This is a genomic window from Reyranella massiliensis 521 (genome assembly GCF_000312425.1).
GTDB classification, from domain to species: Bacteria; Pseudomonadota; Alphaproteobacteria; order Reyranellales; family Reyranellaceae; genus Reyranella; species Reyranella massiliensis.
On the sequence record NZ_HE997181.1, the window covers coordinates 4630779 to 4643231 of the forward strand.

Consider the following 12453-nt stretch of genomic DNA (forward strand, 5'->3'; position numbering starts at 1 on the left):
CCGCTTACGACTTGTTGAACGATCTAGTGATTAAGACCCTGCAGGGCAGATCTGTTGCACAGGCCGATGGAGCGGCTCGCAGGCTGCAGACGGATCAGGCCGCTGCGGGCGAACTGGGTGAGCGTGCGCGAAACGGTTTCGATGGTGAGGCCGAGGTGATCGGCGATATCCGAACGTTGCATCGGCAAGTCCAGCTGCTCGTCCTCTCCGCAGATGCGATGCGCCAGGTCGAGTAGAAACGTCGCCAGTTTCTCCTGGGCCGTCTTGCGCCCGAGCAGCAGCATATGCTCCTGGGCGCGTTCGAGGTTCCGCAATGTCGACGACATGATCTTGTCTCGGAAAGCCGGGTCATCCTGGATCAGCGCGGTCAGCCGGCTGCGCCGGTAGGCGATCACGGAGGCGTTGCCCAAAGCCTCAGCGGAGAAACGATGCTCGGCGCCGACCTCCAGGCCGAAGATATCGCCCGACAAGTGGAAGGCGTCGATCTGTCGGCGACCGTCCTTCAGCAGCTTGTATGAACGGATCGCGCCGGACACGACTTGGTAGAAATACTCGGTGTCGTCGCCTTCGGCGAAGAGTTCCTCATCCTTGGACAACGCCATCTGCGTACCCTCCGGGGGCCCAAATCGCGTCGGCGCCCGCAGACCGAAGGTGGCTGGATACCTCGAAGCGTTCGCTGCAGTATGAAGCTGCATGGCTCTCTCCCTCGAAGGCAATTGATGCTCATCGAGTAGCCCTTCGACCGCAAGTCCGCCATTCAGGTCTTGAACTTAAGGGATTCTACGTAACCAGGCCCGGCGGACGCAGCCACCCGTAAGGTCTTCAGCGACGCCGAGCCTGAATGGCAACGGTCGCCAACAGGCCGGCAACCAAGAAGCCGGTTCCGACGATCAGCGCGGCGTAGATGTTTCCCAAAGCGAGCGCAAGCGCTTGATAGCCGGCAAATGTCAGGAAGCAGAGGCTGATGGCGAACAATCCGGCAATAAGCCCGTAGGCGGCGACCATCGAGCCGGTCCGCCGAACGGCGTTGCCGGCGGCAACGGCGCCGAAAAGGGCGATCGACTTCGCGACGGCTGCAATCAGCGAAGCACCTTCAGACCCCGAGGCGCTCATCGGCGCACCAGCATGGCCAGCAGGAAGCCCGTTGCTGCCGCCATGGCGACGGCAGCCCAAGGGCGGACGCGGATCGCTTCTTCGACCTGCCGTCGACCTTGCGCCACGGCTGCCTCGACTTCCTCTGAACTGTTGGCCAGCTGCTCGGCCAACGCGCCGGCGTGCTTGGCAATTCGTCGCGCCGCGTCGCGTGCGCCCTTCGCCGCTTCGCTGCTCTCCGCCTTCGCCATTTCTTCGAATGCCGCGGCCAATTGCTCCAGCTGCTCGCGCAGCTTCATGGGCTCGGTACCGAGGTAACCGTACGTGTCCTTCACGCCCTTCTCCATGCCAGCCTCCCTGGAAAGACACCGACAGCGTGGCGGCAGACGAAGCGCAGCGTGTTGACCTGCATCAAGTGAGCAACAACTCTTCGTCAGGAACGGAACGCCTTCCGCCAGAACGGCTTGATCAGTTCCATCAGCAACAAGATGGAGAGCCCTGCCGCGGCCGAAACGGCCAAATCATGGATGTGAAATGGACCGAAGCGAAAGAGCGCCATGGCTGGCGGCCAGGTAAGCGCAACCGTCAGGACAACGGCAGCAGCTGCCAGCAGCAGCCACAGAAAGGTATTTGGCCGCTGCAGGGCCACGATCAAAGACGAAGAGAACGATCTGTTCACCAGGATAAGGCTGATGTTGATCAATACCAGGGACGTGAACATCACCGCGCGCAGTTCTTCTTCCGGAGCCCCGCGCCCAAGACCAGCAAAGAAGACGGCCGCCAGCGCTGCGAGCGCAAGCCCTCCCTGCAGAAGGCTCCAGCCGACCAAAGCCGGCGACAGCAGCCGGCTTTCTGTCGACCGCGGCGGACGTTTCATCACGTCGCGTTCCGCCGATTCCGCCTCGAAGACGATCGAGCAGGCAGGATCGATCACCATCTCCAGAAAGGCGATATGCACGGGCATCAACATGAACGGCAACCCGAAGAGCAGCGGCAGCAGCGCCAGCCCGGCGATTGGTACATGTACTGCCACGATGTAGACGCTGGCCTTGCGCAGATTGTCGTAGATGCGCCGGCCCAGGCGAATCGTCCGGACGATCGAGCCGAAGTCGTCGTCCAGAAGTACGATGGACGATGCCTCGCGGGCGACATCCGTGCCGCGGCCGCCCATGGCCACGCCGATATGGGCGGCCTTGAGAGCCGGCGCGTCGTTCACGCCGTCGCCGGTCATTGCGACGACCTCGCCATTGGCCTTCAGCGCTTCGACGATGCGCAGCTTCTGCTCCGGCATGATGCGGGCGCACACATTGGTGGACTGCAGACTCCACCGCAGTCCGGCCTGATCGAGCCGTGCGAGATCGGCCCCCTCCATCACATGTCCGGCCTTGAGTCCCGCGCGCTCCGCGATGGCATGAGCCGTTGCCCGATAATCGCCTGTGAGCATGATGACGCGCACATTGGCCGACTGGCACTCGGCAATGGCAGCCGGAACGTTTGCGCGCAGGGGATCGGCAAAGCCCAGTAGTCCGACGAAACGGAAGGCGATGGATGCTTGCGACTCGGGCAATTCACCGGCCGGCAGACATGCCTCGGCGACGCCGAGAATCCGCATACCGTCGCGGGCCATGTCATCGGTCGTACGGCGTAACCACGTGAACGTGTCTTCGCCCAGGCGGCAAAGACCAGCAATCGCCTCCGGGGCGCCCTTTGCCACGGCACGCCGCTTTCCATTGTCCTGCCGCAGCCAGACGTTGGTCATGGCGAGAAGATCGGGCTTCAGGCCATAGCAGCGCACCAACGTCCTGCCGGCCTGGAGGCCTGCCAGCCCGCCCGGGCGCCGCGCGACCAGTTCGGCCAGAGCCAGTTCCATGGGCTCCGACGGCTGCGGTGCGCTCGCAAGCATGGCGATCTCCACCAACGACGCCAGCGCGTCCGGCACGGCACTGCCCTCGGCACGGCGCCAGTGAGCCTCCAGCGAACGAAGCTCGACGACCGTCATGCGGTTTTCCGTGAGGGTTCCCGTCTTGTCGGTGCACAGGACCGTAGCGGCGCCGAGCATCTCGATGGCCGCGGCCCGACGCGTCAGCACACGGGCCCGTGACAGACGCCAGGCACCCATGACCATAAAAGCAGTCAAGACGAGTGGAAATTCCTCGGGCAGCATGGACATGCCGAGCGCGATGCCGCCGAGCACCGCCTGCAGCCAGTCGCCGTGCACCAGGCCGTAGAGCAGGATGACGAAGACGCTCGCAGCAACGCCGAAAGCAGCGAAGACGCGCACAAGTTGACGAGTCTCGGTCTGCAGGTGGGGCGGCTCGGTCGTGATCGTACGGAGCGCCTGCCCGATGCGCCCGAGCTCACTGCGCGAACCCGTTGCCTGAACGACAGCCAGCCCGTCGCCGCGGATGACCAGGGTCCCGGAATACACGAACGGCGTACGGTCGCCGCCCGGTCGCTCCAAGGTCGGTCGACCAGACGCCTCGACCTTGTGAACGGCCACCGATTCGCCCGTCAACAACGACTCATCGACCATGAGGCCATTCGCCCGGGCAATGACCGCGTCGGCAGGCACTCGATCGCCTTCGAGCAGCACGATCGCGTCGCCGCGGACGACTTCGCGACCCGGGATACGCCTTCGGTTGCCGCTCCTGACGACGAGGGCGCGCGGGCTCGCGACGTCCCGCAAGGCATCGAGCACGCGTTCGCTGCGTGTTTCCTGGATGATCGTGATGGACACCGAGATGGTGGCAAAGGCGAGCAGCATTACCGCCTCGGTCAGGTCGCCGAGGACGAGGTAGACAGCACCGGCTCCCAATAGCAGAGCGAACATCGGCTCGCGCAGCACGTCTCCGACGATTCGCAGAACGTTTCTGCGATCCGCCGACGGCAAGTCGTTGAACCCCTCCGCCCGCAGACGCCGCTTCGCCTCTTCTTCCGTCAACCCGACCGGATCGGAAGTGTCACCACTCGCCTTGGCCGAACTCATCGCGGTCCCCTCAGTGCTTCTTCCACGTTCGGCGCGAATCGCCCTATAGACCATGGCCAGCACCCGCGGAGCTCAGAGATGGGCCAACCGACCATGGGTCAACCGGGGATGGATTGACCTAAGTCAACCCGGCCGCGGCACGGCTTCCTCGGCGTCGTCCGAGAGCCGTCTCAACGCATCGACGAACAGCCGGTACTTGACTTCGACGACCGCCAGCTCTCGCCCCCAGTTCACCAGATCTCCCCAGGGATCGTTCAACTTTGCAATGCCGCCGACGATCGCCACCACCGTACCGACTTCGATACGGCCTTCGAGCGCCAACCAACCGCCGACCCCGAATGCCACCGCCACCGCCGAGTGATGCATCACATTCATCAGCAGGTTCATCGTATACTTCAGCTTGTAGATGCCCATGTTCAGGGCGAAGACGCGTGCGATCGGCGCCGTTGCCCATTCCCATCTTCCATTCGCTCCCCCTGCGGCTTTGACGATGTCGCCGCTGAGGCTGCGCTTGGTGAGGATGCGCGCGCGCGCGCGGCGATTGATGGCCGCTTGGATCAAGGGAACAAAGACCAGCTGCGGCAGGAAGAAAACGAGCGCCAGCAGCGTCAAACCGAGATCGAGATAGAGCATGTATCCCAGCACGCTGACGAGGATCCCTCCCTGGAGCAGCGGCTCGGAAACGCTGATGCCGGTGAAGCCGCCGATCGGCTCGACTTCTTCGAGGATGACCGCGATCTCCACGCCGGCATCGGCAGCGGTCGTTTCGCGGACGGCTTCAGCAGTGTCGCCCGCTGTGGTCCGCAGCGTACGGACCGAGGCCTCCGCCACCCATCCGCGATAGACATTGAGCGCGAGCTTGAGACTTTGTTCGGTGAGGGCCACTCCGGCATAGGTCGCCGCAAGCCAGAGGATGGTGGCGAAAGCGCCATGGTCGACGATGGTGTTAACGATACGTCGCTGCAGCTCGAGCGGTACAGCGCTCAGCAGAAAGACCGCAATCGACAATACGGCCAATCCGGCCTGATGTTTGCCAGTTCTGCAGAACGCGTAGCCGATGATGGTACGGGGCATGACATCCGCCCTGCACTCAAACAGGTGAAGCCAGCGCGTCACGGATGTTCTCGACCAGAGCAGAATCCGACAAGGGCTTCTCGAGCACGCGCGTCAGGCCCGAGCTGCGCGCGAGATCGCGCAGCCCCTTGGTAACCCGGGCGCTGATCAGGATAGCCGGCAAGATCACCCGTCGGCGGCGAAGTTCGACGATGAGTTCGATGCCATCGATGGCCGGCATCCGGTAATCGACGACCAGGCAGCCCCGTTCCGGCAGGTCGGCGGCGGCCAGCACGGCCCGAGGACCGTCATAGAGCAGGACGTTGAAGCCCTCGACCTCCAGAGCGAACTTGAGAGCCGCGCGCACGGCGGCGTCATCATCGACGACAACTACTGTTTCCTTGACGGCTGGCATCACCTGACCCCGACAAAAGCGCCCCCCAACTGTTGCCACTTTGGCCGGACGTGCCGGATGAGCGTTGATCTGGCGCAAATGCACCCTTGATTTGGTCGGATTAGCGCTCGGCGCCCTCGACCAGGACCATGCGTATGAGATCGGACAGGCTGTCTGCCTGCATCTTGGTCATCACGTTGGCACGGTAGATCTCCACCGTGCGCGGACTGATGCCGAGGTCGTAGGCGATCACCTTGTTGACCTTGCCCGCCGCCAGCCGCTCCAGAACCTCACGTTCGCGTTCCGAGAGCCGCTGGATGCGGTCCCTGATTGCCGTCCTCCGGGCGTCGCGCTCGCTGTCCCTGGCACGGCGAGCCAGGGCCGATCGGATCGCCGACAGCAGAATCTCATCGTCGAACGGCTTCTCGATAAAGTCGATGGCACCTGCCTTCATCGCTTCCACGGCAAGAGGCACATCGCCATGCCCGGTCATGACGATGACCGGCAGCGCAGTCCTCATCTCGTGGAGACGCCGCTGCAGTTCCAGTCCATCCATCTGCGGCATCCGGATGTCGGTTACCACACAGCCTTCCTGAACCTCTGGAAGAACGTTCAGGAAGGCAACGGCCGATTCGTGAACCCGGACGGCAAAGCCGGCCGAGCTCAACAGGAAGGCCAGCGATTGCCGCACCACCTCATCGTCGTCAATGACGTGAACCACCCGATCAGTCGGCATGGTCCGCCTCCCCGACGCCGGCAGTACGCAAGGTGAAGCGGAAGACCGTCCCGCCGCCTCCTCGGTCTTCTACCCAGATCTTGCCGCCATGGGCTTCGATGATGGTCCGACAAATCGAAAGCCCTAATCCCATGCCCTTGCGTTTGGTCGTCACGAACGGCTGAAACAGGTAACGGGCGACTTCCGGTGCGAGGCCGGCGCCGGTGTCCGAGACGCTCACTTCGACCATTTCGTCCGACTGAGCGACGCTGGAAATCTCCAATCGCCGATCGTTCGCCGTTTCTGTAAGGACCTCGATGGCATTGCGGATCAGATTGACCAGGACCTGCTGGATCTGGATACGGTCGGCGAGCACGAGATCGGCTTCAGGGTCGAGCCGGAAGGACACTGTGACGGCGTTCTCCCGAGCCCCCATCAGGGCAAGCGTACTGGCATCCTCGAGCAGCTTGGCCAGGCTCTCGACCCGGCGGTCGCTTTCTCCGCGCGCCACGAACTCGCGCAGACGACGAATGATGTGCCCGGCCCGCAGAGCCTGGTCGGCCGCCTTTCGAACTGCTTCACGAAGCGTCGGAGCGGACTCGTACTCCGCCCGATCGAGCAGTCGCTGGCATCCCCTCAGATAGTTGGCAATGGCCGTCAGGGGCTGGTTGATCTCGTGGGCCAACGTCGAGGCCATCTCACCCAGCGCAGTGAAGCGCGACATGTGGGTCACCTCCGACTGCAGCTCTTTCAGCCGGGTTTCGGTCAGCTGCTGATCGGTAAGGTCGCGAATGAAGCCCGTAAAATAGTGCCGTTCCGCGGAGCGTAGCTCTCCGACAGTCAGATGCATCGGGAAGGTTGTCCCATCCTTGCGCTGTCCCACGACGATGCGGCCGATGCCGATGATCCGGCGCTCCCCGGTGGTCAGATATCGCTTGAGATAGGAATCATGCTGCTCGCGGTCCGGCGACGGCATGAGCTGGCTGACGTTGCGGCCTTGCACCTCATCGAGAGCGTAACCGAACAGATGCTCTGCCGTCGAGCTGAGCGATTCAATACGTCCCTGCTCATCAATGATGATCATGGCGTCCGGCACGGTTTGCAGAATAGAGCGCAGCCTCGCCTCGGCTGCATCCAAGGCCAGCGCCATCGCCGAATACTGGCGACCTCCATTGGAAAGCGCACTGCCCGTTGGCTCAAGGCTGTGAAGAATCCATTTCACGTCGCCGGCGGCGTCGAGGACGGGCATGTTGACCGCCGCAGCGCGATGGGACTCAAGCCCGGTAGCGACTGAGCCGCAAGCCGAAGGCAACATCCCCAGCGGTAGATGATTCGGCCGGCGGGTCCGGCAAACCGCTTCGAGGGAATCAATCAGGCGATCGAGAGCCGGTCCGGCTGCAAATGCGTCACGAATGGATCGACCGATCAGAGCATCGCGGGAGACTCCCTGGATCGCGACATAGGCCGTGCTGCAGGCGACAATGGTGAGATCGGGCGCCAAGGCGAGTTCAGCAGCTTGCGATGCCGCAAGCAGCTGGGCAGCGTCAGGGGATCCCAACACTTGGGCTGCAGGCTGATCCATCAATCCCCGCCTTTAGCGCGGCACGCCGGCAGTGGATGCTATGAAAAGCCGCCCATACTCAGGTTGCCGCATCCACACCTTCTGCCTGTCCGCGACGCGGTGCAAGGTCCAGGTCAATCAGAAGGGTGCCAACCCGGCTTGCCGACGATGCCCACTCCGCCAGCCGCGGATAGTTGTCGACCAGCCAATTGAAGGCCCCCTGGACCGCGGCAAAGGCCGCCGCAGCTTGCGTCACCTCTCCCAGCAGCATGGAACCGTCCAAGTACTTGGGCACGCAAAGGATCAGGCCGATGAGGGGAGCGAGCAGCGTATTGCCATGAGACACCAGGGTCGTGCGGACATGCTGCCAGCAAAGGCGCCGCCACTGCCGGATGACTTCGGCAAGCGCGAAGCCCACCGGCGCGCTCGGCCGGGCGGGCAGCTCCTCGACCAGGGAGGGTGCCGTACGCAGCCGCGCGACCGCGAATTTGAGTTCCGATTCAGCCTGGTTCTTTCTTTCGATGACGGGGGCCATGTTTCGCCCAACCAACACCATGGCAGCCGTGGTCGTCATCGCATAGAGAATGCTCGCGAAGACGAGATAGCCCGGCAGCTCCGACCCGCCGACAGCCAAAGCCCCTCCAACCGTCCACAGGACTGCGATGAATGTCGCCGCGGTGAGCGCCGAGGCCAGCAGTCCGACAAGAAGGTCGATCGGAGCATCCGTCGCAACGCGCGCATCCTCGGCAATGCGGTATTCGGCAAGCTGTGGTTCCGCGGCACGCGCCTCGATCCGGCGATAATTGTCATTGTCGAGCCAGAGGCCGAGCAGATGCGAGGTCAGCCAATCACGCCACCGCCTTTGAAAAGTCATTCGCCCCCACACCGCGGTGACGGCGAGAAGGATGCTCGCGGCCGCGAGCGCTGGCAGCAGGTAGGCCTGCTGGCGAATGCGCAGAGCATCGCGTTGCTCCAAAGCATTGAAGAAGTCGCGGTTCCACAGGTTGAGGCGATACTGCACAACCAGCTGCGAGACGACGCAAACGAAGAGCAGGCCCATCAGCATCCAGGGCGTCCAGCTATTGGGACCAACCCAGAAGCCCAAGGCGCTGCGCCAGAAGCGACGCAGCGGTTTGACACCTACCGCAGTTGTCTCGTCACCGTTCATCGACTGTGCCATCGGCCGGCGGAGCCCCGCCACAAGCCCGCGCCAGCACTTGCAATCCAACGAACGTCGGTTCGGACCGGACGATCACCCCCGTGGGAATGCCGGCGAGATAGTGGCCGAACCGGCCTTTGCTTTCAAAACGCGCCCGGAAACTGGTCTGCGGCAGATGATCGGCGATCCTGGGAACGATGCCGCCGCCAATGAGGACTCCGCCCCTTGCCCGGAACATCAATGCCGCATTGCCTGCCACGGAGCCGAGGAAGGCGCAGAAAAGATCCAGGGCGGCACGCGCGCGCGGCGACCGCCCGTCCAGGGCGGCGCGGGTGACCTGTTCGGGCGTATGCAGTGGTCCGTCGCTGCCGCCGTGCCCATCGCCCAAGGCGGCATAGAGGTTCAGCAAACCACCGCCCGAGATGACGCGCTCCGCCGACACATGACCGAAGCGTCGGCGCAGTATTTCGATGATCGCCGCCTCGTGCTCGTCGGATGCGGCGAGAGTGGCGTGGCCGCCCTCGCTGGCCATCACGCTTGCCCGCCCGCTTCCGGGAACAAAACAGGCCATGCCCAGGCCTGTCCCGGGAGCGATCACTGCGACAGGCTGGCCGGCGACAGCGTTGTGATGGCCGATGCTTCGGACGTCTTCCGGACCGAAACCCGGGACGGCCCAGGCAAGCGCCTCGAGATCGTTCACGATGTCGACGGTGCGCCAACGGAACGTCCGCTTCAGTTCGTCGCTCTCCAACACCCAGGAGGCATTGGTGAGAGCACATCGGCCCCCCTCGACCGGGCCGGCGCAGGCCAGCACGGCACTGTCGACGTTACCGACGTTGTCCTGCCTATTCAGGAAGTGCCTGATGGCGTCGCCGGCATTGGCATAAGCCCCCGTCATCATCGATTCGATCGGGCCGATCTGCGATCCCGAAAGGAGCGCGAATCGGGCGCGAGTGCCGCCAATGTCGGCGAGAAGGCAATTGTTCATGACGCCACCTTCATGGCTTCCGACCGAATCAAAGCCGCATACCAGCGCGCCGAGGCCTTCGGGATGCGCCGCTGGGTGGGATAGTCGACATAGACCAGGCCGAAGCGATTGGCATAGCCTGCGCCCCATTCGAAATTGTCGAGCAGCGACCAGACGAAGTAGCCGCGGACATCCGCGCCCAGCACGACGGCATCGCGCAAGGCCCCGGTATACTGCGCCAGGTAGTCGATGCGTTCCCGATCGTCGATTTCGCCGGCTGCATCCGGCTTCTCGACGGCGCCGGCGCCATTCTCGAGTACATAGATCGGCAAGCCGTAGCGCTCCTGGGCATCCAACAGCGTGTCGCGGAATGCAGCTGGATCGACTTGCCAGCCGATCGGCGAGCGCGGGACGTCCGGCGGCGCATCGGCCCAGGCAAAACCCAATGGCGCTGCCGGGTCGGCCTTGGCGTAGATGGGCGAATAGTGGTTGATGCCAAGCCAGTCGACCGGGCGGCGAATTCGTTCCATGTCGCCTGCCTGGCGATGCGGCTCGATACCGCGCTGTATCGAAGTCGGGTAGTCGCCCAGGATCTGGGGATCGGGGAAAGCGCGATTCCAGAAGTCGTCCAGCATCGCTGCAGCGGCGCGATCCGGCGCAGTCGGACGAACCGGACGGCTCGGCTGCACATTGTGGATCGCGCCAATCGATGCCTTGGCGACACGCGCCCGCAATACATCGACGGCGGCGCCATGGGCCAGATTGACGTGGTGCACCGCCGCGTAGAGCGACCGCCGATCGTCGATCGCAGGCGGGTGCCAGCCGAAGGAATAGCCGAACAGCGTGAACACGGACGGCTCGTTGAAGGTGGCAAAGCGCTTCACCCGATCGCCCAGCCGGTCGGCGACGAGCCTGGCATAGTCGGCGAACCATGAGACGACATCCCGGTTCACCCAGCCGCCGGCCTCCTGAAGGGCCTGGGGAAGATCCCAGTGGTAGAGACAGATCCAAGGCTCGATGTCCGCGGCCAACAGGCGATCGACCAGCCGGTCGTAGAAGGCAAGACCGGCCTCGTTCGCGGCACCCCGTCCCAGCGGCAACACCCGTGGCCACGCGATCGAGAACCGATACGCCGAAACGCCGATCTGCTGCATCAGTGCAATGTCCTCGGCGTAGCGGTGATAGTGATCGCAGGCTTCGTCGCCGGTATCGCCGTTGGCAATTCGGCCGGCGACTCGACAGAAGCCGTCCCATACGCTGGCGCCACGACCGTCTGCCTGTACAGCTCCCTCTATCTGGTAGGCAGACGTGGACACACCCCAAACGAAATCCGGTCCAAGCACCTTGGCAACCAGCGGCGCCTCAGCGGCTTGCAATTTCTCGACTGGTGGCGGGCTGACCATCGCGTCTCTCCGACAAATTGAGTTAGGGCGTAATGGCGACCTTCAGGACGCCGTCTCGCTGATGGCTGAAGAGTTCATAAGCCTCTTCGATCTGATCGAGCTTAAACCTGTGCGTCACCAGGCCCCGGAGGTCGACACGCCCCGAGGCCACGACGTTCATGAGGCGCCGCATTCGCTCCTTGCCGCCCGGGCAGAGCGAGGTGACGATCTTGTTGTCGCCGAGCCCGGCGGTGACCGCATCGAGGGGGATGCGCAGGTCGGACGAATAGACTCCCAGGCTCGACAGGGTTCCGCCCGGTCGCAGCACGCGCAGCGCGTTCTCGAAGGTCTGTTGCTGCCCCAAGGCCTCGATTGCAACGTCGACACCGCGGCCCTGGGTGATCTCGCGGATCGCCGCCACCGGATCGCCTTTCTTGTAGTCGACCACGCGATCGACGCCGAGCTTCCGGCCCATGGCCAGACGCTCGGGCACCGAATCCACGCCTATCACGGTAGCCGCCCCCATCAGGCGAGCACCCATCGCAGCGCAAAGTCCAATCGGACCCAGAGCGAACACCGCGACCGTGTCGCCGATGCGCACACCGCCACTCTCGGCGCCGGCGAAGCCCGTCGACATGATGTCGGGACACATCAATACCTGCTCATCCGTCAGGTTCGACGGCACGGGCGAAAGGTTGACCATCGCGTCGGGCACCAGCACGAACTCGGCCTGACACCCATCGATCGTGTTGCCGAATCGCCAGCCGCCAGCGGCCTTGAAGCCATGAGCCTCGGCGCCGCCATCCTGTGAATGCTGTCCGCACAAGCAGGCATAGCTGTGACCGCTCGGCGTGATCGCCCCGGCGATCACGCGCTGCCCTTCGCGATAGCCCACGACCTGCGAGCCCAGCTTCTCGATGATACCCACGGGCTCATGGCCGACGATGAGGCCCTTGCGAACGGGATACTCGCCGCGCAGGATATGGACGTCGGTGCCGCAGATCGTCGTCGTGCTGACGCGCAACAGAGCATCTGACGGTCCGACATCCGGGATCGGCCGCGAATCGAGAACGATCCTGCCGGGCTCCGCGAAGATCGCCGCCTTCATCTTGGGCATTGGTGGTCCTCCTCGGCTCTTCAACCG

The 12453-nt window shown here is 63.8% G+C and carries 12 protein-coding genes; all 12 read right to left on the reverse strand.

Going from position 1 to position 12453, the window contains the following annotated elements:
- Positions 1-23 precede the first annotated feature (23 nt).
- Positions 24-602, reverse strand: a complete 579-nt coding sequence (locus tag BN60_RS22645) for a helix-turn-helix domain-containing protein (RefSeq protein ID WP_020698447.1) — start codon at positions 600-602, stop codon at positions 24-26.
- A 220-nt stretch (positions 603-822) separates the two neighbouring features.
- Entirely contained in the window at positions 823-1005 is a 183-nt protein-coding gene (locus tag BN60_RS31355) for a hypothetical protein (RefSeq protein ID WP_148283508.1), read from the reverse strand.
- A gap of 104 nt (positions 1006-1109) precedes the next feature.
- A complete protein-coding gene (locus BN60_RS22655; protein ID WP_020698449.1) occupies positions 1110-1439 on the reverse strand; it encodes a DUF883 family protein in 330 nt (109 codons plus the stop codon).
- Between the two features lie 86 nt (positions 1440-1525).
- On the reverse strand, positions 1526-4078 hold the full coding sequence (locus BN60_RS22660) for a cation-translocating P-type ATPase (protein WP_020698450.1): 2553 nt from the start codon (positions 4076-4078) through the stop codon (positions 1526-1528).
- A 123-nt stretch (positions 4079-4201) separates the two neighbouring features.
- Positions 4202-5152 (reverse strand): ABC transporter ATP-binding protein, encoded by a 951-nt coding sequence (locus BN60_RS22665; protein WP_020698451.1) that lies wholly within the window; start codon positions 5150-5152, stop codon positions 4202-4204.
- A 16-nt stretch (positions 5153-5168) separates the two neighbouring features.
- Positions 5169-5546: a response regulator gene (locus BN60_RS22670; RefSeq protein ID WP_020698452.1), complete on the reverse strand. Its 378-nt coding sequence runs from the start codon at positions 5544-5546 to the stop codon at positions 5169-5171.
- Between the two features lie 100 nt (positions 5547-5646).
- A complete protein-coding gene (gene fixJ / locus BN60_RS22675; protein WP_020698453.1) occupies positions 5647-6261 on the reverse strand; it encodes a response regulator FixJ in 615 nt (204 codons plus the stop codon).
- Positions 6251-7822, reverse strand: coding sequence for a two-component system sensor histidine kinase NtrB (locus tag BN60_RS22680; protein WP_083856245.1), 1572 nt, complete (start codon positions 7820-7822; stop codon positions 6251-6253). Before BN60_RS22680 ends, fixJ begins: the two co-directional genes overlap by 11 nt.
- Positions 7823-7880: 58 nt before the next feature.
- Positions 7881-8969 (reverse strand): SbmA/BacA-like family transporter, encoded by a 1089-nt coding sequence (locus BN60_RS22685; protein ID WP_020698455.1) that lies wholly within the window; start codon positions 8967-8969, stop codon positions 7881-7883.
- Positions 8959-9948, reverse strand: a complete 990-nt coding sequence (gene glk, locus BN60_RS22690; RefSeq protein WP_020698456.1) for a glucokinase — start codon at positions 9946-9948, stop codon at positions 8959-8961. The genes BN60_RS22685 and glk overlap by 11 nt, the downstream gene beginning before the upstream one ends.
- Complete coding sequence (locus BN60_RS22695) at positions 9945-11330, reverse strand: GH1 family beta-glucosidase (protein ID WP_020698457.1); 1386 nt, start codon at positions 11328-11330, stop codon at positions 9945-9947. Before BN60_RS22695 ends, glk begins: the two co-directional genes overlap by 4 nt.
- A gap of 22 nt (positions 11331-11352) precedes the next feature.
- Positions 11353-12426, reverse strand: a complete 1074-nt coding sequence (locus BN60_RS22700; RefSeq protein ID WP_020698458.1) for an NAD(P)-dependent alcohol dehydrogenase — start codon at positions 12424-12426, stop codon at positions 11353-11355.
- Positions 12427-12453: the final 27 nt, after the last annotated feature.

Bases quoted from the DNA above. Each gene is read 5' to 3' on its own strand.
- glk (WP_020698456.1), bottom strand. From the start codon at position 9,948: ATGAACAATTGCCTTCTCGCCGACATTGGCGGCACTCGCGCCCGATTC.
- BN60_RS22665 (WP_020698451.1), bottom strand. From the start codon at position 5,152: ATGCCCCGTACCATCATCGGCTACGCGTTCTGCAGAACTGGCAAACAT.
- BN60_RS22700 (WP_020698458.1), bottom strand. From the start codon at position 12,426: ATGCCCAAGATGAAGGCGGCGATCTTCGCGGAGCCCGGCAGGATCGTT.
- BN60_RS22645 (WP_020698447.1), bottom strand. From the start codon at position 602: ATGGCGTTGTCCAAGGATGAGGAACTCTTCGCCGAAGGCGACGACACC.
- fixJ (WP_020698453.1), bottom strand. From the start codon at position 6,261: ATGCCGACTGATCGGGTGGTTCACGTCATTGACGACGATGAGGTGGTG.
- BN60_RS22670 (WP_020698452.1), bottom strand. From the start codon at position 5,546: ATGCCAGCCGTCAAGGAAACAGTAGTTGTCGTCGATGATGACGCCGCC.
- BN60_RS31355 (WP_148283508.1), bottom strand. From the start codon at position 1,005: ATGGTCGCCGCCTACGGGCTTATTGCCGGATTGTTCGCCATCAGCCTC.
- BN60_RS22685 (WP_020698455.1), bottom strand. From the start codon at position 8,969: ATGAACGGTGACGAGACAACTGCGGTAGGTGTCAAACCGCTGCGTCGC.
- BN60_RS22660 (WP_020698450.1), bottom strand. From the start codon at position 4,078: ATGAGTTCGGCCAAGGCGAGTGGTGACACTTCCGATCCGGTCGGGTTG.
- BN60_RS22680 (WP_083856245.1), bottom strand. From the start codon at position 7,822: ATGGATCAGCCTGCAGCCCAAGTGTTGGGATCCCCTGACGCTGCCCAG.
- BN60_RS22695 (WP_020698457.1), bottom strand. From the start codon at position 11,330: ATGGTCAGCCCGCCACCAGTCGAGAAATTGCAAGCCGCTGAGGCGCCG.
- BN60_RS22655 (WP_020698449.1), bottom strand. From the start codon at position 1,439: ATGGAGAAGGGCGTGAAGGACACGTACGGTTACCTCGGTACCGAGCCC.